Origin of the sequence: Mucilaginibacter celer, assembly GCF_003576455.2 — a bacterium.
Classification (GTDB): Bacteria; Bacteroidota; Bacteroidia; order Sphingobacteriales; family Sphingobacteriaceae; genus Mucilaginibacter; species Mucilaginibacter celer.
The window spans coordinates 836,123-856,939 of sequence record NZ_CP032869.1 but is presented as its reverse complement, the minus strand read 5'-3'; the positions used below and the strand labels follow the sequence as shown (position 1 = coordinate 856,939).

Below are 20,817 nucleotides of genomic sequence, written 5' to 3'. Positions count from 1 at the left end.
GCTTTTAAGTATTTATCAGTTATTCTTTCACTAAGGTGTAAGTGTAGGTATTGAGGCTGCAGCCGGGGCTAAACGTAAGGTTAAGCTGCCTTGCCCCTCCTACAATGGGGTAGTTGAATACAATGCCCACCGCCTGGCCGCCGGTTGGCGTAAATGCTATTTTAAATGGATAGTTCGGGTCGTCCAGTTTATAATTGCCATCCTGGTTCACTACAAATGGCAGCGGGTTAACCAGTGTGTAATTGCCCTGCGCATCAAACTTTACCCTGAACTGGCCAAAATCAACCAAGGTGGTTAAATCGGTACCGTTCCGGCTGGCTTTTAACACTTTCCAGTTACCCGAAATATCTTTAACTGATTCGTTTACAGGAAGCACCTTATCTACCTTGCACGATGTCCAGATTAACGCGATAAGCGTTAACAACAGGAAATGCTGTTTCTGTTTAAAAATTCTTTTCATATTATCCTGAATAAAAATGACTTGTGATTAATAGCCGGGGTTTTGTACCAACGTGGGAGATTTGCCAGTTTCGCTAAGCGGGAAAGGCCATAAGTACATTGCCGCCCTGAAATTGTGCTTGGTTACGTTAAACTTGGTGAAGGTAGCCGTGGTATTGGTACGCTTAACCTCCATACCCTGCGATTGGATATTTTCGGTATCGCCGGCAATTTTCCAGCGTCTTACGTCCCAAAAGCGGTGTTCTTCAAAAGCAAGTTCAATACGCCTTTCATTCTGGATGTATTTACGCATCTCTTCTTTGCTTAAACCGGCAGGCAAGGCCGATGGGCTTAGGCCCGCCCGCTGCCTGATCATGTTCATAGAGGTATATACCTCATTTGTGGGGCCGTCAAATTCGTTAGCAGCCTCGGCATAATTTAGCAGCACTTCGGCATAACGGATAAGCGGCAACACGCGCTGGCTATTTGATTGCAGCGTGGCGGCAATAGCGTTGGGATCGAGCATTTTATTGCGATAATAGCCCGTTGGGGTACCCTGGCGCACGGCATCCTGGCCCGTAACATTACCGTTGTAACTGCCGAGAAATATATTAACGGGAGCCCTGCCGTCAACAGTACCATTTCCTAAACGTACCAACAGAACCGTTTGATCATGAATGATGCTGTAATCTAAACGCGGATCGCGGTTAGCGTAGGGGTTATTGGGGTCGTAGCCCGATGTTGGGTCGGTTATCAGCTTGCCATTTTTCATGGGGAAGGCATCAACCAGTCCCTGGTAAGGGAAAGCGCCATTTGCCCCTGCCCTTGATGGCGGCAGGAAAAGATTTTCCAGATCGGAGTTACCTGGCCTCATAAATTCAAAAATATACTCGGAGTTTACGCGCTGCGGAAACAAACCCTGGAAACCCGCGCCCGGCGTAGAGGCATCAACGTTAGCCGGAGGAACGGTATTTAATGTATAAGCATTTAAGCTGATAACCGAAGCGGCGGCATCTTTAGCCAGCTTCCAGCGATTAGCATCGGCCGTTGGGTAACCCACCAGTGCCGGATCTGTTTTACCACCGGCATCGGCAATTAATGTAGTACCATTAAAAAGCGGACTGGCAGCGTACAACAGCACACGAGCTTTCAAGGCCAGACAAGCGCCCCGCGACGCGCGACCATAGTCGGCCCCGGTTTGTGTTACGGGCAATACAGCACCGGCTGCGTCCAACTCGGATGTGATGTAATTTACACAATCAGCGTATGTACTGCGTTTTACATTGATGGGCGTTTCGTAGGTCATGATGCTATCACCAACCATTGGCACACCACCATAATGCTTAAGCAATATGGCATAGTACCAGGCACGCAAAAAACGGGCTTCGGCAATCATTAAAGCTTTATTTGAGGCTTTGATTGGAGTTATGGGCAGGTTTTTCAGAAACTGGTTAACCGAACGGATATTGTTGTAGCAGGTTCTGTACGGTCCGTCATCAACAATACCAGCGTTTACTGTGCCGGTTGCGAACGCGGAGGCCGTTGTTGAAAAAGCGTGCGAAGGTTCGGCCTCGTCGGTAGCAGCTTCCAAACCTCCGCAAATAACGCCTTTACCCAGGGGATCATAAACAAAACGCGTGGGACTGGCGCTGTAATTGATGTTTGAGTAAATATTTGCCAGGAAACCTGCTGTACGGGCGCTATCCTTAAACACAGTTGCCTGTGTAAGGTCGGTTGTGGAAGTTGCACCAAGGAAACCTCCTTTTTTACAGGAAGCTATGCCCAGCATCAACAACCCGCATACCCAAAAAGAAACATTTTGAAAGTAAAGTTTTCTCATATTATAGGTTTAATTACAATAGCATTGCTTACACAGTAACTCAATTTTTAAAAAATCTTAAAATCGATTTAGCAAAAAGAGGATAATCAATCGCTGATTTACTTCGAAAAACTGTGTTTGTATTAATTGGTTTATAACAGATATTGAATCTGATTGCTAATTTAAATTATAAAAACGATTTAGCAAAATTTTTCTTTACTTTTTCAAAATTTATTTTTCTTGCATTAAATCAGCCCGAAAATTGAAAAAGTATTTAAGAACAGGGCTTTATATTACAAGCGAGGTAAGGAATAGTTAAAAACACTATCCCCTACTTTGCGTTAGTGAAGAACCGGCTAAAAAACAACATCTGGTAAACAATCGAATTACTCCAGTATTCCCAGTTATGCGAACCCGGACGGATAGTAAAATCGTGAGGAATTTTGCGCATCAGCAGCTGATCATGAAAAGCCACGTTAACCTGGAACGTGAAATCATCATACCCGCAATCAAACGTAATAGCCAATGAATTAGGCTTTAACAGGTAGATCATATTGATCACGCTGTTTTTTTCCCAGGTTTCGGGGTGTTCGTTGTATTTGCCCAGCACCTGCTCAATGCCAAAAGCATCCGCAAAGGGCCTGATATCTACCACCCCACTCATGCTGCCCACAGCGCCAAAAGTATCCTGGTGCTTAAAGCCGATATACATGGCACCATGGCCGCCCATGCTAAGGCCGGTAATGGCCCGCCCTGTTCTGTTGGCTATGGTTGAATAGTGTTTATCCATGTAACCAACCAGCTCAGTACCTACGTAGGTTTCGTACTGCCAATCCTTGTTCATAGGGCTATCATAGTACCAGCCTGCAAAATTGCCATCGGCGCAGGCTATGATCACGTGGTATTGATCGGCCAGTTTGGTGATAGCTGGCACTTTCAGGATCCAATCGCTGTAGTTACCGCTAAAACCGTGCAGCAGGTATAAAACCGGGTATTTTTTTGTGGCAGAATAGTCGGCAGGTTTGATAACCACCGCTTTAATATCCTTGCGCATTGCCGCACTGTGAGTGAGCACGGTATCAACAGTAGCCGCGTTAACCTTTACCGCGGCGGCAAAAAATACAATGGTTATAAAAAGTAATTTTTTAAAGATATTCATAGCTTAAACAAATTCAGACTGCGTTATTTGGCGGCGATAACAGTAATACGGTGATTTTTGGGCTTGTTGATGGCATAGATCTCATCTATCAGCACATCCATTTCTTTTTGCCAGGCATCGCGCAGGCTTTTATAGCGCGCACGGCTGTAGTTATCCTTGTTGCCGTTAACAAACGGATTTGTACGGGAATATTTTTTCACGCTATCCATAGCGGCGTTGTTATCCTTGTGCAACAGGCCTTTCTCTTTTAAAAAGTCGAACTGGATCCAGTTGTAGTTTCTGAAACGGCGTTCAATCTCCCAACGCTCCTCGTTTAATTCACGGATCTGAATAGCCTGCTGATATTGCGGCGTGGTAGTGATCTCAGCCATGTTAACCCCATCTGCCAGTTGCTTAGCCGACCAGCGACCCATCTGCTCGCCATCTATCAAAACATCATAATCGCTGCCTTTCAATCCTTTAACTGATAATATCTCCTGGTTAAACTCTTTGGTAAAAGGGATCACCTTCAAAGCATCCGACTGCGGTTTCCGGTTACCCCATGCACGTGGAATGGTATCCAAAGGATAAGGCAGTGAATTGGCTAAATAATTAAAACTCACCGAATCGGCATTGGCTACAACATTGCTAACGAGGCAGTTAACCGATTTAGATACGGTTTTGCTTTGCGCATTTACCCCTATCTCGGCAACCGGCTGATTATCCAATCCCTGCGTTTTAAGGAAAAGGTAAGCCATCACCAGGTGACCATCATTATCCGGATGGATCCTGTCGTTAGGGGTTAGGCTATAGGTTGAATCTTTAGCCTGTTCTCGCTGATTGATCGCTGTCATCGGGTGAAAGAAATCAACATAACCGTAGCCATTCTTTTTTGCGGCCTGCTCCTGGAAATCAATCAGGTTTGAAAAAAAGGCACGTTTGCCGGGATACAGATTTTTGTTGTTGAACTTTGACGCGTCATCGTAAGGTGAACCTAAGATGTAGATCTTACGAATATCAGCGTGTTGTTTCAGCTTTTCTTCAACCAAAGCATAGTATTTGTAGCTGTTTTCCAGCTTTTTGGCCATTACATCTTTGGCATCGGCACGATACCATTCAAAATAGCCGCTATCGTTCATGCCCCAGGTTAGGGTGAGCACGTTGGGCTTTTTTGAAAATACATCATCGTCAAACCTGTCGTAGATCTGGTTAATAGCGTCACCGCCTATCCCTACGTTGTAGCAGGTGATGCGGGTGTTGGGCAAATGCGTCATGTAATACAGCCAGATATAAGAGTGGTAGTGGCCACCATCGGTAATGCTGTTGCCTACAAAGGCTATCCTATCGCCGGCTTTAAAGGGGGCTATTTTTTGGGCGCTGGCGAATAGGGTTGCGCAAGCGGCCAGGAGTAGTAAGTATAATTTTTTCATTATTTTATAAATCGTTTTAGCAATTTGGGTTTATAATTATGTCTTTTCAGATGTTGTTTAAAATTATTTGTGTCGATCCTGCTATTCAAACTTCATTGCCGTTGATTTTAACCAACGGTTGATAGAACTCGATGATAGGGCTTTAGCCCAAGTACCGCTTGCTATGTCTTCGTAGTTCGCTTGCATCCGGCATTTAGGTTCACAACGGCTTTATGCAATACTATAATCATTGGCCGCTCATTTGCCGCGGAGGCTGTTACTTTTGGCTTGGCCCAAAAGTAACCAAAAACCCAAGACAGAAAAAAGCTTCAGCCCGCAAGGCCATACGCCCGGCCCGCTTTTCTGTCGGGCCACCGCGCGTTTTTACAGCCGCGTTTTTTTCACCCATAACGCTTCGTTTTACCCATCACCTCATTGCGAAGCACGAAGCAATCGCGAACTGTACGAAGCGGTCGCGCATAGCGGCTCGGCTTCCGTGCGATTGCTTCGTGCCTCGCAATGACGTGGTGGTGAATGGCATGGCGGATCTACATACCCTCTCGGCTTTCTTACGGTTACTTGGTTCCCCGCAATGACGGGTTCTGGTTTTTGTTATCCTCTCTTAAATCCCCCAGCCCTCATTCGGTTTATCGCCCATCGTAAGCTCCAGGCTCCCCCCGGCTGCTATATCCTTATAATCCAAATAACATTTATTGTAAGCCTTACCATTCAGCTTAGCGCTTTGGATATACATATTACTCGCCGAGTTATTAAAAGCAGTAATAGTAAACGTTTTGCCCTTAGCATATTTAGGATCAAGCCTCAAAACCACTTTATTAAATACCGGACTGGTAATTTCCTGCCTGGTATCGCCCGGGCAAACAGGGTGCAAACCACTGGCAGCCAATACATACCAGGCCGACATTTGCCCTACATCTTCATTACCTACCAAACCTTCAACCGAGTTATGGTAAGCGCGACGGCAAATCTCCCTTGTCCATTTTTGGGTGAGCCATGGCGCACCCAGTCGGTTGTATAAAAACGGTACGTGGTGAACCGGCTCGTTGGCGTGGTTATAGAAATCGTTCCACATCATATTATCGGGTGCCTTTTCGAAAAAATTGTTCAGATCGGCAATGGTTTTATCCTTCCCGCCCATCATTTTGGCCATTCCGGCTACATCCTGCGGAACAAACCAGCCTTGCTGATATGGGTTACTTTCAATAGTGCCATACCATTGTTTTGTTTTGGCCGAATCAGGCCAGGCTTTCCATTGACCGTTATCATCTTTGGGGCGGTACCAGCCTTTTTCGGGATCGAATACATTTTTGTACGCTTCGCCGCGTTGGTTATATTTTTTAAAATCGGCGGTTTTGCCTAAGTTTTTGGCCAGTTGGCCAACGCACCAGTCGGTATAGGCATACTCTAAAGTATAGGAAAGGCTCAAATCGCCGCCGGTAAAGCCTTTATCGCCATTACCAAATTTTTCTACCGAGCCAACCGAGAGGCGGTATGCCTCAGGCACATTAAAATTCCTGATCCCCTTTGCATAAGCATCGGCAATAACCGATACCGCGGGGTTACCGATCATGCAGCCACTGTAAGCATTTAAGAGCTCCCAGCGTTCCAGGTAATCCTTCTTCTTCTCATCGGCAAGTGTTACCAGCGAGTTCACCATATCATTCACCAAAGCCGGGTTGATAATGGTTTGCAAAGGCATCTGGCTACGGAAAACATCCCAGCCGCTAAAAATTGTACGTTTTTGGAATGATGTGGTTTGATGAACCTTGCCATCGCCCCCCATATAATGCCCGTCAACATCGCTCACGATGCGCGGATCGATCATGGTGTGGTATAATGCGGTATAGAAAACAGTTTTTTCTTCGGTAGTGCCGCCTTGAACACTTGCTTTGGCCAGCGCGTTGTTCCAAAGGGCTACTGCTTTTTGATGTACACCGTCGAAATTCCAGTCTTTGATCTCGGTGTTAAGGTTATTTTTCGCTCCCGCGATACTTACGAAAGAGATGCCTGTTTTAAGCAATACCTGCTCGTTGGCTTTGGTATTAAATTCGGTGTAGAAGCCTAAATGTTTACCCTGCTTTTCTTTAACGCCTTTCAATATGGTTGATTGAGCAACCCTTTCGAGGTATTTGTCGCTGGCTACTTCGTCCAGTTTACGTTTCCAGTCGTCGGGGATATCGGCTGTCCAAACGCCGAAATCTTTGAGTGGTTTGCTGAATTCGGCATAGAAGTAAACGGTATAATCGGCCTTGCCATCGCCATTGCCCCAGCCGCCGCCGTCGGGCGTGCATTTCATCCAGCCTTCTATGGTATTGGCATTAACGACTTTTACGTATTGCAAGGTTGACGTTCCACCTACCCTGCGGGCGAGGTCTATCTGGATGCGTGAATCTTTTTGCTGCGGGAAAGTAAAACGTAGCATACCGCTGTGCGGGGCAGCAGTCATTTCAGCTTTGATATTATAATCTGTAAGCAAAGCGCTGTAGTACCCTGCGGATGCTTTTTCCGTTTTCTTATCGTAATTGCTGCGATAACCTTTTACCGACCCGTCCATTTTACCGGCAATGGTGTAAAGCTTACCCGCGGTGGGTATCACCAAAAAGTTGCCCAGATCGCCGTACCAGCCAATACCGCTCATTTGTGTCATGGCGAAACCTTCTATACTGGTTTGCTCATGGCTGTAGCCCGACCCGTTATCGCCACCGGTAATGGTATTCGGGCTAACCTGCACCATGCCGTAAGGCGTTGTTGCGCCAGGAAACGTTTTGCCGAGGCCATGATAGGTGCCCGCGTCTTTAGTACTGGTACTGGCACCAATAAATGGGTTTACGTATGACGCCGGGCTTTGCGCTTTCAACAAGGTTGAACCAAGTGACAGTGCAGCAGTAAACAACACAGCTAAATATTTTTTGCCCGGCAAGGCCGCGGAAACGGTCCGTTTAGTATAGGTCATTATTTTGATCCTGAATATGTTATAGGATGTGGTTATTTGTAATTGGTTACTACGGCCTAAAGTAAATACATAAAATCGTTTTAGCAAATTATGTTTAATAAATTTTACAATTGAGGTTGGTAAGGGATTAAATTATCGTAATTGTCAATAAATCCTCATAAGACAATAAAATTAGTCATGCTGAACTTGTTTCAGCACCCCACACGCTAAGCAACCATGCTAAGCAAAGCGTTTACCTATCCTGTGGGATGCCGAAACAAGTTCGGCATGACGAGCGTCTTTTTTTGCTAAATTTTCTTTACATTAATCAACCTCACCGTTCGGAAGCCAAACCTCGGAATACTAATATTCAACAAATTACCTCCTGATTTTTGTTTAGCAAAATGCAACAACTGCTTAACCTTGCCATCTAACTCAACTAAATCAACTGCATCCGCGTTTAAGTTTAGCAAAGCCTTAACATCAGCAGTAGTACCCGCGTTAAAAAACCTCACCAGCATATCGTTCCCATCAAACTCCACCGAAGTAATCTCAACATTGTTATTATTTGTACTGATGAGTGATTTGACACCACCATCCGCAGGTTTTCCCGGATACGCTAACAAAGGTTCGCTCCACTCCGTAGCATCGGCCCAGATGCCCGCTTTATCCCACTTCCCGGCATGCGGAATCAGGGCGTAATGTACCTGTGTTGGCCCGTTAATAGTATAATTACGCCCCCATAAGCCCATACCGGAGTATTGGATATCCAACCCTAAAGGAAAATTCTGCCCATGGGCGTAACTGGTGGTATGATCGGTAAACAGCGCCATACCGTATTTATCATTATCGCCGGTAACATCTACCCAGGTATGGATAACATTGTTTTTAATGCTATCCCAGCGGGTATAAAAAGTATTATTCAAATGGCTCTCGGTAACATCAAAAGGGGCATTTTTATAAACTTTTTGATGTTTCAGGTTGAGCGGGAATAGCGCCAGCAGCTTATTCCTGTCATCATAAAAAGGTTTAGCAGGTAGTTCCCATTTGTAGGTGCCTGGTTTAATGCCCTCCCCTATTCCCGGGTTGCCTTGCCAATCAATATTCAGGTTGATATCAATGCGTGGCTCGCCTTCTTTAAGGCTGATAATCTGCGTATAAGCACTGCCGTTGATAGTGCCATGTAAAGCTACTTTTATAGCAAGCGGGCCTTTCTCCAAAAGTTCGACTTTAACCGGGTTATCTTTGCTCGATTTAAAGCCGCCATCGTTATAAAAGTTGCCACGCAACTCATTAAATGCAAGCTTATTGGTTTTATCCACAAACTCACGACTGTTTAAACTTTTGACGATCAGAGTTTTAATAACGCCTCCGTGTTGAGGGTCGATAACAACACGATAAAGGTCTGTTTCCAATTGATAGCTACCATCTGCAAGCGTTTTAATATCGGCGCCTTTTGTAGTAGTTCCGTTTACTTTTTTAAGCTGATAAACGGCGTATCCCATAGACGGAACAGTTGCCTTAAATTCAACAAAAGCATGATTATCACCGGCTGCGGGGCTTAATTGAGCGGATATTTGCTTGCCGGCGCTATCAAAAACACCGGTATTTTCAGTAGTAAAACCCGCTGGCAGATCAAACTTTACAATCCCTATACGGGCAATGCCCAATGTGTTATAAACAGTGATAAAATCATCTTTTTCTTTAAACAACGCCGTTGAAACTGTGCTGATACTGTCGCTTTTACCATTTGTAAACCCCGTCCAACCTATCACCTTGTCAGCCCAGGTATCGCCGGGCTTACCGTTATAAGGTACTATCCAACAATCGTGGTGTTGAGATAGTAAAAGCGTGCGCCAGGCAGCATCAAAATCGACCTGCGGGTAGCTACCGCCACCGTAAACCTTTGCCATAGCAGCCAGTTTCTGGCTTTGGATGATCTTGTTCTCGGCAGCCCTTACCCGTTGGGCCAGCTGTTGCGTAACCTGCGATCCCCAAACCAAACTCACCTGGATATCTTCCTGCGATACTTTCCAATCCGGCCGAACATCTTTGGCCGCTACATTGGCGAAATAGTTCCGCCAGGTAGTATATTTGCTGTGGATGCCATTCTTATCGCCTTTACCAATAAAGGGGCCGCCTTTCCATCCGGCATCCTGCAAGGTCATCCCGATGGGATGTTTAATGCCATCAGCATAAGAGGCTTTAATATAATTTGCGCCGTTATCCCAGGCTATGGTTTGCCAGGTTGATTTGTCTGAAAGCTTTTCAACGGCATACCTTGGCGAGGTAATAATCCCCGTACCATCAGGCCCTATCCAGTTAACCAGCCCTCCGCCATGCGCTCGGGTATAGCCTCCAAAGCAGGTATTGGGATTTTTGAGCGAGGCGTACTTAAAACCAAATGAAGTTAATATCTGTGGCAAAGCGTTTGTAAAACAAGGCTCTTCGGATGAATAAGATGTAAACGTAGCACCTGGAAAATGCGCCCTGATCTTTTTAATGCCGTAGCTAAACTGATGGATGATACTCTCGCCCGAAATATTGTAATTATAGCTCTGGGCATAGGCCGGGTTTACGTATTCGATACGTCCGTTAAGGCTTTGATCGGCAAAGAGGGCTTTAAAATCGGCGTAGGCTGTGGGATCAACTACCTGTGCCCTGTCCCAGGTTTCGGGTTCCAGTTCGATGTTGATCTTCCAGTCGGGGTTCTTTTTGAGCATATCGGCCATGAAACGGGTGTTCCAGTCAGGATAATGCCCCCAAACTCCGCCGTGATAACCATCAATATACCAGGCAGTTTGCGCTGATGAGCGGGCGGATATACACGTGATAAGCGCGGTGCTTATCAAAAAAGTTTTGAGTTTCATAAGGTTATGGGGCAGGTATTATTTCAATGAGGTGATTAACCGGTTTATTGATACGATAGATCTCGTTGGTAAGCAGATCGATCTCTTTTTGCCAGACATCGCGCACGCTTTTAAACCTCGCTTTTTGATAAGTAGGCACCGTTACAGCCACAAAAAAGTCCTTTTTGGCGTAGCGCTGCAATGAATCGATGGTATGCGGGCCATCATTAAACAACAATCCTTTGGGTTTTAGGATAGAGTAGTGCATCCAGTAATACTCCCTCAAGCGGCGTTCAATCGTCCAGCGTTCTTCATTGAGGTGCATAATGGCCAGGGCCTGCTGATATTGGGGGGTATTATTGATCAGGGCGAGGTTGATGCCTTTGTTATAGTCCTCAGCAGCCCATGCCCCCATCGACTGGCCATCTATTTTAAGCTGATATTGTTTCCCGTTTGCTAAACCTTTAACCTGCAAAAGCTCCTCGTTAAACTCATCGATAAACGGAATTACCTTTAAAGCCAACGATTGCGCCTTAGCAGGCTGACCGAAACCGCCGGGGATAGTATCTAACGGATAAGGCAATGAATTAGCCAGATAGTTGAACTTAATATGCTCAGTACCAATAACCGGAGTTATGATTGTGCAGTTTTCGGCCTTCTCTACTTTTTTACTGCCGATATTGATCACTACATCAGCTACCTTTTTACCGGCCAATCCCTGCGCTTTTAAAAACAGGTAGGCCATCACCATTTGGCCATCGTTGGTTGGGTGGATCCGGTCGCTTCCCTGCAAAGTAAAGGCTGAATCGGTTTGCTGTAGCCTGGCGTTAATGGCAACCATAGGGTGGTTAAAATCCAAAAACTCCCAGTGGTTACGCGCGGCTGTATTTTGCTGATCGGAAGCAATTTGAAGCATGGCTGCGTTTTTACCTATCAATGGCGTTATTTTAATCTTCGCTTTTTCATCATAGGGTGATGAGGCTATCATCACTTTCCTCACTTCGGGATGCTGTTTCAGCTTATCCTCTATCAGCCTGAAACTTTTTAACGATTCGGCAATTTTCGCAGCATAGGTAGAATCGGCTTTGGCACCTTTCAGGTTTTGATAACCGGTATCATTCATCCCGAAGGTTAGCGTAACCACAGTAGGCTGGTGCGCAAATACATCGCCATCCAAACGCTCCAGTATCTGCCCCGATACGTCGCCGCCTATCCCAGCATTGTAAACCGTAATACGCCTGTTGGGGAACCGGGTAATATAATATAACCAAATGTACGAGTGGTAATGGCCCCCATCTGTAATGCTGTTTCCGGTAAATACCACCCTATCGCCCTGCTTAAAGGGCTGAACGGTTTGCGCGCTGCAAGGCAAAATAAAGGCACATAGCAGCAAAAAGCTATAGTAGATTTTTCTCATTTATAATTGGCTAAGCGACGACTAATTAATTCGCTAAATTGATTTAGCGAATTAAAGCAATAAAATCGATTTAGCAAATTTTTTTATGTAAAATTTATCGCGATGTTATTTAACCGGGAAACAGCTAACAAAACATAAATAAAATGAATGGTTTATTTGCAAAAGCCGGGTTGCATTTTTACATTCGACCCAAGATTTTTTTGTTGTGTTTAAGCCACTTATCACCCTCATTTCCATTAGTCTGCTATCGTTTTTACATGCAGAGCCAATTGTTAACAGCAAGGCCGTTTTGGCCCGTAAGCAGGTCCCCGTTTTATGTTATCACCAAATTCGTAACTGGCGTGCAAGCGATAAACAGAAGGATAAAGACTATATTATACCACCCGCAACATTTAAAGCGCACCTGAAAATGCTGGCCGACAGCGGTTACCATACCATTTTGCCCGACGAGCTTTATAACTATCTAACCACCGGCGCTCCCCTACCCTCAAAGCCAGTCATGCTCACTTTTGATGACAGCGACGGCGACCAGTTTACCGTTGCCCGCCCCGAATTGAATAAATACGGCTTTAAGGGCGTTTATTTTATAGTAACCAACAACCTGGGCAAAAACAAATACTATATGGACCGCAAGCAGGTAAAACAACTGGCCGACGAAGGCCACATTATTGCCTGCCACACCCGCGACCATATGAGCTTCAATAAACTAAAAGGCGCCGATTGGGAAGCACAGATTAATGTACCCACGCAAAAACTGGAACAAATTACCGGCAAACCTGTAAAATACTTTGCCTACCCCTATGGCATCTGGAATACCGCAGGCCTGCCCGAGCTACACCAGCGCGGTTTTAAAGCGGCTTTCCAGTTAGATATGCCGAGGGATAACAAAGACCCGATCATGACCATAAGGCGCGTTATAGACTGCGGTTACTGGAGCAACCAAACCCTCGATTATTATATTAAACATGGCTTTGGTAAGCCGGTAAAGTAGGCATTGGGGCAAGTTATTATTTACCAGGGACGTTCATTTCATTACCGCAATAACTTCTGACACCGACAAATAGGCTTTAGTCAACCTACCGAATATCGAGCTAAAGAAAATCATCGTTTTGCTTAAAAGCCCTGATAACCTCATCGGTATTCACCACTTCGGCAAACTCATTATTGATTTGAGCCAACGCTGACAGATGAACGGCCTCCGCGCTATAATGCTCGCCTTTGATGCCTGTTTTTGAAAAAGCGGCTGTAGCATCGGCCACTACAAAAGTATGGTAGCCATAGTTGCCAGCCATCCGGGTTGTGGTTGATACGCAATGCTCGGTAGTGAGGCCTGCAATTACTACGGTATCGATACCCGCTTCATCAAGCCGTTGCTGCAAATCAGTACCGATAAAAGAACTGTTTACCGATTTTTTGATAACCGGCTCACCAGGTAAAGGTTTTACAACATCCTTTATAGCATTGCCGGGATTATTTTCATGCAACAAAGAATCGGGATTGACAGAGCAATGCTGGATGTGGAATAAAGGCAGTTTATTGGCCCGCCAGTAATCAAGTAGTTTACGGGCGTTTAGCTCGGCATCGGGATTGTTACGCTCGCTGCCCCAATAGTTAATGTTATCAAAACCCTGCTGTATATCAATCAGTATCAATGCAGGGTTGGTATTTTGGAGTGTTTTCATGCCCCAAAACTGCGGCTTTGTAACAGCCCCGTTTTTGCTGTGAAGCTTTATTTGTTTGTTTTTTATACCGATTCGAAACGGGTGCTTTTAGGCGAAGTGCCAAACCGCTGTTTATACACTTTAGAGAAGTGCGAGATATTCTCGAACCCGCTGCTATAGGCAACCGCGGCCACCGGATCGTTGGAGTGTTTTAACTGGTACTCGGCATATTCCAGTCGCCGGTTCAATTGCCATTTTACGGGCGTGGTATTGAACCTGTCGGTAAACTCTTTTTTAAACGCGCTTACGCTGCGGCCGGTAAGCCTGGCCATATCATCGATAGAAAGCTGGCGGTTAAAGTTTGTTTCCATAAAATAGGCCAGGTCTACCTTTTTCTGGCTCACCAGATCTTTTAAAAATGATACAAAGGTTTTTGATTTATCGTTTGATAAAATTTGCAGCAATACCTGGTGCGCAGCAAATTTTACAATACACCTCGAATAATCCTGCGGATGGGTAATGTGCTGCATAATCTTCGCTACATTGGCATCTATAAAAGTTGAAGTTTTAAAAGTAAAGGGCGGCAAACCGGCGCTCTGCCTTTCATGCCTGAACTCGGGTACATGGCTATCCAGAAAGTAGTCAACAAATTCGTTCTCCATAAATATCAGCAGGCTGCTATACTCATCCGATGGAAAAATCTGGTAATTCCCCCTCCTTCTAAACTGGATATCTCCTGCCTCAAGGTGCTGTGTGTAGCTCCCATGCCTTACGTCGATATGTCCTTTCAGTATTATCTCCAAACAATGGGCAGTTTGCAGGGTATCATCGCACCTGAAGGGGCGCTTTTTATCAATGATAATACCATACATATCCGAAAGGCGCAGGCGGATATGCACATGATGATCGAGCAGGTCTTTGGGAATTTGTATCATTGCTGCAATTAGTTACACACTAAGCTACATTTTATGCCGCTATTTGCACAACCAACCGGGTAATTGTAACAATGGGATGATAAAGGCATCAATAAGCCCCCGTGCGCAGCTGTTGTTAATTTGATTATTGCACCAGCAAACGATACCACTTTTGGGGTAGACAAACTTTGAGGTTAAAACTTCATATTTACTAACTATTATTAAAAATTAGCTTTAATTTGTGCAAACTTAAACAATATTACTTTTTTATGAACCGACCTAAAATCTTATCTGTCCTGCTGTTGCTTTCATTGTTTATAGGCAACATAGCACGGGCAGACGAAGGCATGTGGATTCCGATGCTGATTGGTAAAAATTACGACCAAATGAAGAAACAGGGCTTCCGCCTAACTCCCGAAGACTTGTATAACATCAACAAAGCCAGCATTAAAGATGCCATCGTTTCGCTGGGTGGCGGCTTTTGCACCGGCGAGGTTGTATCAGGCAAGGGCCTGCTGTTCACCAATCATCACTGTGGTTTTGAGTCTATCTCGGCTAATTCAACACCACAAAATAACATCCTCGATAATGGCTTTTATGCAAAAAGCTACACCGAAGAAAAGCCCATCGCAGGCCTGTATGTTGAATTTTTGGTGAGCATAACTGATGTTACTCCGCAGGTAATGGCTGCCCTTAAAGGCGCCAGCGATGCAGAACGGGGCGAAAAGCTCGAAAAAATAAACAAAAAGCTTATTGAGGCTGCCACTAAAGGTAACCGCTACCGTGGCGCCGTAAGTTCGTTTTTTAAAGGCAACCAGTATTTTTTGTATTTGTATGACAAATTTAGCGATGTACGTTTGGTTGGTGCGCCGCCACAATCAATAGGTAAATTTGGCGGTGATACTGATAACTGGGAATGGCCACGTCATACAGGTGATTTTTCAATTTTCAGGATTTACGCTGATAAAGACGGTAACCCGGCCCCTTACTCGGCCGGTAATGTACCTTACACGCCAAAAAAATTCCTGCCAATCTCATTAAAAGGTGTTAAAAACGGCGACTTTGCCATGGTATATGGCTACCCCGGCAGTACAGATCGCTACCTTACATCAAACGGCGTACGTTTGGCTGCTGAGCAAACCAACCCTATTATAGTGAAACTGCGCGACATCCGCCTGAAGGCCTGGAAGGAAGAAATGAATAAAAGCGTTGATACCAGGCTTAAACTTTCGTCCGAATACAATAAAGTATCCAACTATTGGAAATACTTTATAGGGCAAACCGAGCAGTTAAAAAATCTGAACATTTACGGCCAAAAACAACAGGAAGAAGCCGAATTTACCAAATGGGCTGCAGATAAACCGCAATATGCCAGCCTGATGAGCGATTACCAGAAACTGTACGCCGCCTATAAGCCCTATGCCATTCATAAAACCTATATAAATGAGGGTTTGCTGGCACCCAGCTTTGTAGATGAAGCGCTTAACAATTGCTACGGACAGTTAGCGCTTGAAGATAAGGAACATACTGCCAAAGAAAAAGACGAGATAAGAGAGGAATTGAAAAAGGATAATGACGACTATATCAAAACCTATAACCTTACGGCAAATAAAAAGATCTTCACCCAGATCATGACCTCTTGGTATATCGATATACCTGCCGATCAGCACCCTGCATTTATTGAGAATATAGTTACCCAGATAGCCCCCGGTAACCCCTCGCAGGCTTTTACAAGGTTTGCCGATTATTTGTGGGAAAAGAGTAACCTGATAGATACAACAAAACTTAAAGAGCTTTTAACCGATCGCACAGTCGAAAAGCTTCGTGGCGATGCATTGGTGCCTTTTGTGATCAATCTTAGTCCGGGTAGTTATAAAAAAGCTGTTTTTGGCACTAAGCTGAGTGATTTTGATACGCAGAAAGAAAAACTGGATCGCATTTACCTACAGGCCCTGCTTGAAAAAAATAAGGACAAGCTGATGTCGCCCGATGCTAACTCAACTATGCGTATCACTTACGGCAAAGTGCAGGATTACACCTCGAAAGACGGCAAACATTTTGACATTCAAACCGATATTGACGGCGCGATGAAAAAATACAAACCCGGCGATGATGAGTTCGACCTACCGGCATCATGGCTGGAAGCCTACAAGAAAAAGAACTTTGGCCAATATGCCGATCATGGTACTTTACCTATCGATTTTATCACTAATAATGATATTACAGGCGGCAACTCCGGCTCGCCGGTCATTAATGGCGATGGCGAACTAATCGGTTTAGCTTTCGACAGTAACTGGGAAGCCATGAGCGGCGAAATTGCCTTTAACAAGGACTATAAACGTACCATTTGCGTTGACGTGCGCTACGTGCTTTGGTGCATGGATATTTTAGGACATGCCGATAATTTGATCAGCGAGCTGGAGATCCATAAAAATTAATAGCACTTTTTCTCCCAGATTTAACTTCGACTAAAGGCAGCACTATCACGGCTGCCTTTTTTCGTTGTTCAATTCTCTCTATAAATATCACCGCAAACCATCAGCAATTTCGTGCCAAATTAATTTAACAAATGCAGACCGCGTTTGCGCAGATATTCTAATAATTCCCGTGGCCTATCTGTTTGTATGATTGTAGCTCCGTGTGCGATGATCCAATCCCAGCTATCTTTGGTATTCCCTAAATCAACGGCTGTATCATCATCGTGCCCGGCATTCAAACTCGCCCATAATGAGTTGATCCAGATGCGGGAGCCGTTGCGGTTGATGAATTGGTTGTTTTTAAGGATAGCTGAGGTATCTGTACCAAAATTCAATTCAAAAGCTACCGGTTTAATATGGCGCTGGTAATTTTCGATGGATTGTTTTGCGCCCGGTTTATCCAGATCAATTACGGCCATAAAGGTGATGCTATCAATAATTGTCGGATATTGCTTCCTTACTGTTTCATAACTCTCTGTTGTTTTAAAAATAGCCTGGTTTAAAGTACCGGTAGCTTTTAAAACCTGGTAAGCCTCACTATAGTATGGATAGCTTTTATCAAGATTTACCAAAATTTTGCCTTTTATCAATTCCATTACTTCCTGTAGGGTGGGTATGGTATTCACGGTAAGCCGGCCCAATCCATTTTTCAAGTGAAATTTCTTTAGCTCGGCCAGGGTGTAGTCGCCGGGGCTTCCCTTGCCGTCGGTTGTACGATTGATGGTTTGATCGTGCATAATAACCACTACGCCATCTTTGGTTTTATTTAGGTCGAGCTCAATGATATCTACCCCAATGGCTATGGCATATTTAAATGCCAGCAACGAGTTTTCGGGAGCATCGCGCCAGTCGCCGCGGTGGGCAGCCACCATAATGTGCTTATCAAACGGCTGGTGTAATTGTTTAATCAGGCTGTTGGCCTTTGTGGTTTGGGCGTAGCCTGTTGAGCAATACATTAAACCAAGCGAAGCAATAACTGCGAGGATTTTTACTTTTTTTAAGTACATATTATTTTTGTTGATGGGTTAAATAAGGACCAAATACTTGTTTTACTTTAATTACGGGGCTTTTATCATCCAATATAAAAACCGAATAATTTTTACCGCCTTTTGCTACCCGGATGAGCACATGTCCTTCAAAACTTTTAAAACCTTTGGCAATCCAAAAGCCGAGGTAGGTTTTGGTTTCGGGCTGCATGTAGGTGTCAAATACATCGATATTATCGCCTGATAGCGTTTTCTCCGTTAATCTAAAAGCTGCTTCCTGCCCCGGCTGATCTGAGCACCAGCTTTGTTCAACAGCAACTTTCGGAGCAAGGGTTTTCAGGAAAGCATCGTTGCCGGCATCCCGGTTACCATGATGGTTTAGCGTAAGGGCATCTACACGGCCAATTACCTTTGCCATAGGGGTTTCAACATCACGCCTGCCGGGGTAATTGATGCCTTCATAGCCTGTGTTATCGCCGCCTGCATAGTAACTAAAAGCGCCATAGCTTATTTTAATGGCATTACTGAGGGGATTTTCGTTAAACTTTCCTTTTTCTAACAATTGTCCGGTTGTAAAACAGGTGTTTGTCCCCTCTCCTTTTCCCGTCCAGACTTCAGCGTTTGATTTGATGTTCCGAACTTCAAAATCGGGGTATAATTCAGGGCGAATCAATAAATTTATCTGGCTTTTACTTCCCGGTTTTTGCGCTGCATACTTCATGCCGTCATGGGTTGATTGGTATTTTACAAAGGCCAGGTAGTTATTGAAAGTAGCGTTATTGCGATAGTAAGTTACCAGATCTACAGGATAGGTTCGCCCCCTATCCAGCATGTTTTTAATAGGAATAACATCGCCTACATCTGTAAGTCCGGATAATTGGTAAGCGCCGTTAGCAGCCTGCGGGCTGTTCTTTTCGATATTACCGTAATGGTCGCCATGGAAATGGGTAATCAAAGCATAATCAATAACAGGCTGCCTGTTTGCGGGCATCACCTGTTTAATATAAGCGACAATCCATTGCCCCGGCCGTAATGAGCTATCCGGTAACGCGGTCGGAACTTTCAACGGAGCGTTGGTGCTTTCAAATTCGCCGGCATTCATATCGCCTGCATCGATAAGCATCGTTGTACCATCCGGAAAAATCAGGAAACTTGAATTTCCGCGGCCGGTATTGATAAAATGGATATCCAATTGCCCTTCCTGCCAGGTCGGTAAATGCTCATTCACCGTTTTTTCCTGGGCATAGCTCCCAACAATCAAAAACACAGAAACAAGCGCTAAAACTAACTTCTTCATATAGTTTTTTGTAAAGCGGGTTACCGGTTACGATAACCCGCTGATAAAATTAATAGCCGGGGTTTTGTTTAATAGCCGGATCGGTATTGATTTGCGATTGAGGTACCGGCATCAGCAAATTATGCTGATCTATAGTGATCAGGATATTATTATCCTTAAACCATTTGTTCATTACACTAATAGCCGTACCGGTGCGCAACAGATCGAACCAACGGTGGCCTTCGCCAATCAGCTCAAGCCTGCGCTCTAAAGCTATAGCATCGCGAAGATCGGCCTGGCTTGAGGCAGCCGTGTTATCTAAACCTGCCCTGCTGCGGATAGTGTTCAGGTACGTTGCAGCCTGGGAGCTATTGCCCAACTCGTTTTCAACCTCGGCCAGCATCAGCAATACATCCGCGTAGCGCAAAACAACAAAATCGCTCGGGCCGTCGGTAATAACGGTGGTTGGCGCAGTTAACTTATTATCAAAGGGTGCGCCCGTTGGTGCCAGGGTTACATACACGCCCTTCCGGAGATCGCCCGCGGTATAAAGATTATACAGGCTTAAAGTTGGTAGGTTATGCCCCTTTGCGCCGGTTACCGTAGCCGAAGGGCTAAACTGCTGAAACATAATGCTCCCTTCCGAATTACCGTTGAGGCCCGATGTAAACTGAACCGCAAAAATGATCTCTTTATTATTTTCATTACTTACAGCGAAAACGTCCTGCGGTTTGGCCATTAATACATGCCTGCCCGAATTAACTACTGCCTGTAACTGTGTTTCGGCATTGGTATAATCCTTCAGGGTAAGATAAACCTTGCCCAACAAACTTTCGGCAGCGGTTTTAATAACCCTTCCGGGCTGTCCGGCGACATCGGGCAACAGCGGAATAGCGGCGGTAAGATCGGCTTTGATCTGATCATAAACCTTAGCCGCCGGTTGACGGCCAAGGCCAAAATACTGGTTAGGATCGGTAGTTTCGGTGGTTACCAGCGGCACATCGCCATATAACCTCACCATATTAAAGTACAATAAAGCCCTGATAAACAACATTTCGCCTTTGCGGGCCTGTTTTACAGCAGGATCGGTATAGGTGATCTTATCTATCCGGTTCAATACTACATTGGCCTTCTGGATGCCCTGATATGAATCGCGCCAGGTTGTTTCAACAATATCGTTGGGTGGTATGGTAGTGAACTGATCGAGCTGGCCATAATTGCCGCTATCGTTTGACGGCACCTGGTCGAAGGTATTATCCGAAGGGATCTCGGCAAAGGCAGGCAGGTACAATCCATACAAACCTGTTGATTGGAGGGTACCGTAAACCGAGGTAACGTATTCTTCGGTCTCGGCCTGGTTGGTGATAAACTTGCCCAGATCTTTGGATGAAAGCGGGTTTTGATAAAGCTCTTTTTTGCAGGATGATGCCGCTGCCGACAGCATTGCCGCAATGATAACGATGTATTTAGTTTTCATGTT

General features: G+C 45.0%; 14 protein-coding genes. 2 read left to right on the top strand and 12 right to left on the bottom strand.

Annotation, left to right across the window (positions count from 1 at the left end; genetic code table 11):
• Positions 1–19: 19 nt before the first annotated feature.
• The 7 genes from HYN43_RS03470 to HYN43_RS03435 form a co-directional block, all read right to left on the bottom strand.
• Positions 20–460 carry a DUF5004 domain-containing protein gene (locus tag HYN43_RS03470; RefSeq protein ID WP_119408133.1) on the bottom strand — a complete coding sequence of 147 codons (441 nt, stop codon included), beginning with the start codon at positions 458–460 and terminating at the stop codon, positions 20–22.
• 27 nt (positions 461–487) lie between these two features.
• A complete protein-coding gene (locus HYN43_RS03465) occupies positions 488–2,278 on the bottom strand; it encodes a RagB/SusD family nutrient uptake outer membrane protein (protein WP_119408132.1) in 1,791 nt (596 codons plus the stop codon).
• 310 nt (positions 2,279–2,588) lie between these two features.
• Entirely contained in the window at positions 2,589–3,416 is an 828-nt protein-coding gene (locus HYN43_RS03460; protein ID WP_119408131.1) for an alpha/beta hydrolase, read from the bottom strand.
• Positions 3,417–3,439: 23 nt separating this feature from the next.
• A complete protein-coding gene (locus HYN43_RS03455; RefSeq protein ID WP_119408130.1) occupies positions 3,440–4,825 on the bottom strand; it encodes an SGNH/GDSL hydrolase family protein in 1,386 nt (461 codons plus the stop codon).
• Between the two features lie 601 nt (positions 4,826–5,426).
• The gene (locus HYN43_RS03445; RefSeq protein WP_119408129.1) at positions 5,427–7,778 is read right to left on the bottom strand and encodes a GH92 family glycosyl hydrolase; all 2,352 of its coding nucleotides are present in this window, start codon (positions 7,776–7,778) and stop codon (positions 5,427–5,429) included.
• A gap of 287 nt (positions 7,779–8,065) precedes the next feature.
• Positions 8,066–10,627 carry a glycoside hydrolase family 38 C-terminal domain-containing protein gene (locus tag HYN43_RS03440; RefSeq protein ID WP_119408128.1) on the bottom strand — a complete coding sequence of 854 codons (2,562 nt, stop codon included), beginning with the start codon at positions 10,625–10,627 and terminating at the stop codon, positions 8,066–8,068.
• A gap of 4 nt (positions 10,628–10,631) precedes the next feature.
• Positions 10,632–12,023, bottom strand: a complete 1,392-nt coding sequence (locus tag HYN43_RS03435) for an SGNH/GDSL hydrolase family protein (RefSeq protein WP_119408127.1) — start codon at positions 12,021–12,023, stop codon at positions 10,632–10,634.
• Positions 12,024–12,228: 205 nt separating this feature from the next.
• Here HYN43_RS03435 and HYN43_RS03430 point away from each other — a divergent pair, with 205 nt between their 5' ends.
• Entirely contained in the window at positions 12,229–13,014 is a 786-nt protein-coding gene (locus HYN43_RS03430) for a polysaccharide deacetylase family protein (protein ID WP_245447144.1), read from the top strand.
• A 100-nt stretch (positions 13,015–13,114) separates the two neighbouring features.
• Here HYN43_RS03430 and HYN43_RS03425 read toward each other — a convergent pair whose 3' ends face one another.
• Both HYN43_RS03425 and HYN43_RS03420 read right to left on the bottom strand, forming a co-directional pair.
• Positions 13,115–13,705 carry a cysteine hydrolase family protein gene (locus tag HYN43_RS03425; RefSeq protein ID WP_119408125.1) on the bottom strand — a complete coding sequence of 197 codons (591 nt, stop codon included), beginning with the start codon at positions 13,703–13,705 and terminating at the stop codon, positions 13,115–13,117.
• A gap of 62 nt (positions 13,706–13,767) precedes the next feature.
• Entirely contained in the window at positions 13,768–14,619 is an 852-nt protein-coding gene (locus HYN43_RS03420) for a helix-turn-helix transcriptional regulator (protein WP_119408124.1), read from the bottom strand.
• A gap of 248 nt (positions 14,620–14,867) precedes the next feature.
• Between HYN43_RS03420 and HYN43_RS03415 the strand changes: the two genes are divergently transcribed.
• Entirely contained in the window at positions 14,868–17,036 is a 2,169-nt protein-coding gene (locus tag HYN43_RS03415; protein ID WP_119408123.1) for a S46 family peptidase, read from the top strand.
• Between the two features lie 119 nt (positions 17,037–17,155).
• On the opposite strand, the gene HYN43_RS03410 is transcribed toward HYN43_RS03415, so the two are convergent.
• The 3 genes from HYN43_RS03410 to HYN43_RS03400 are packed head-to-tail and all read right to left on the bottom strand — an operon-like array spanning position 17,156 to position 20,814.
• Complete coding sequence (locus HYN43_RS03410; RefSeq protein WP_162996298.1) at positions 17,156–18,082, bottom strand: glycerophosphodiester phosphodiesterase family protein; 927 nt, start codon at positions 18,080–18,082, stop codon at positions 17,156–17,158.
• Position 18,083: 1 nt separating this feature from the next.
• Positions 18,084–19,358 (bottom strand): ComEC/Rec2 family competence protein, encoded by a 1,275-nt coding sequence (locus tag HYN43_RS03405; protein ID WP_119408122.1) that lies wholly within the window; start codon positions 19,356–19,358, stop codon positions 18,084–18,086.
• Positions 19,359–19,407: 49 nt separating this feature from the next.
• Positions 19,408–20,814: a RagB/SusD family nutrient uptake outer membrane protein gene (locus HYN43_RS03400; RefSeq protein ID WP_119408121.1), complete on the bottom strand. Its 1,407-nt coding sequence runs from the start codon at positions 20,812–20,814 to the stop codon at positions 19,408–19,410.
• Positions 20,815–20,817 lie beyond the last annotated feature (3 nt).

What these genes read in the sequence shown, in the direction of transcription:
- HYN43_RS03470 (WP_119408133.1), bottom strand. Translation starts at nt 460, where the DNA reads ATGAAAAGAATTTTTAAACAGAAACAGCATTTCCTGTTGTTAACGCTT.
- HYN43_RS03465 (WP_119408132.1), bottom strand. Translation starts at nt 2,278, where the DNA reads ATGAGAAAACTTTACTTTCAAAATGTTTCTTTTTGGGTATGCGGGTTG.
- HYN43_RS03460 (WP_119408131.1), bottom strand. Translation starts at nt 3,416, where the DNA reads ATGAATATCTTTAAAAAATTACTTTTTATAACCATTGTATTTTTTGCC.
- HYN43_RS03455 (WP_119408130.1), bottom strand. Translation starts at nt 4,825, where the DNA reads ATGAAAAAATTATACTTACTACTCCTGGCCGCTTGCGCAACCCTATTC.
- HYN43_RS03445 (WP_119408129.1), bottom strand. Translation starts at nt 7,778, where the DNA reads ATGACCTATACTAAACGGACCGTTTCCGCGGCCTTGCCGGGCAAAAAA.
- HYN43_RS03440 (WP_119408128.1), bottom strand. Translation starts at nt 10,627, where the DNA reads ATGAAACTCAAAACTTTTTTGATAAGCACCGCGCTTATCACGTGTATA.
- HYN43_RS03435 (WP_119408127.1), bottom strand. Translation starts at nt 12,023, where the DNA reads ATGAGAAAAATCTACTATAGCTTTTTGCTGCTATGTGCCTTTATTTTG.
- HYN43_RS03425 (WP_119408125.1), bottom strand. Translation starts at nt 13,705, where the DNA reads ATGAAAACACTCCAAAATACCAACCCTGCATTGATACTGATTGATATA.
- HYN43_RS03420 (WP_119408124.1), bottom strand. Translation starts at nt 14,619, where the DNA reads ATGATACAAATTCCCAAAGACCTGCTCGATCATCATGTGCATATCCGC.
- HYN43_RS03415 (WP_119408123.1), top strand. Translation starts at nt 14,868, where the DNA reads ATGAACCGACCTAAAATCTTATCTGTCCTGCTGTTGCTTTCATTGTTT.
- HYN43_RS03410 (WP_162996298.1), bottom strand. Translation starts at nt 18,082, where the DNA reads ATGTACTTAAAAAAAGTAAAAATCCTCGCAGTTATTGCTTCGCTTGGT.
- HYN43_RS03405 (WP_119408122.1), bottom strand. Translation starts at nt 19,358, where the DNA reads ATGAAGAAGTTAGTTTTAGCGCTTGTTTCTGTGTTTTTGATTGTTGGG.
- HYN43_RS03400 (WP_119408121.1), bottom strand. Translation starts at nt 20,814, where the DNA reads ATGAAAACTAAATACATCGTTATCATTGCGGCAATGCTGTCGGCAGCG.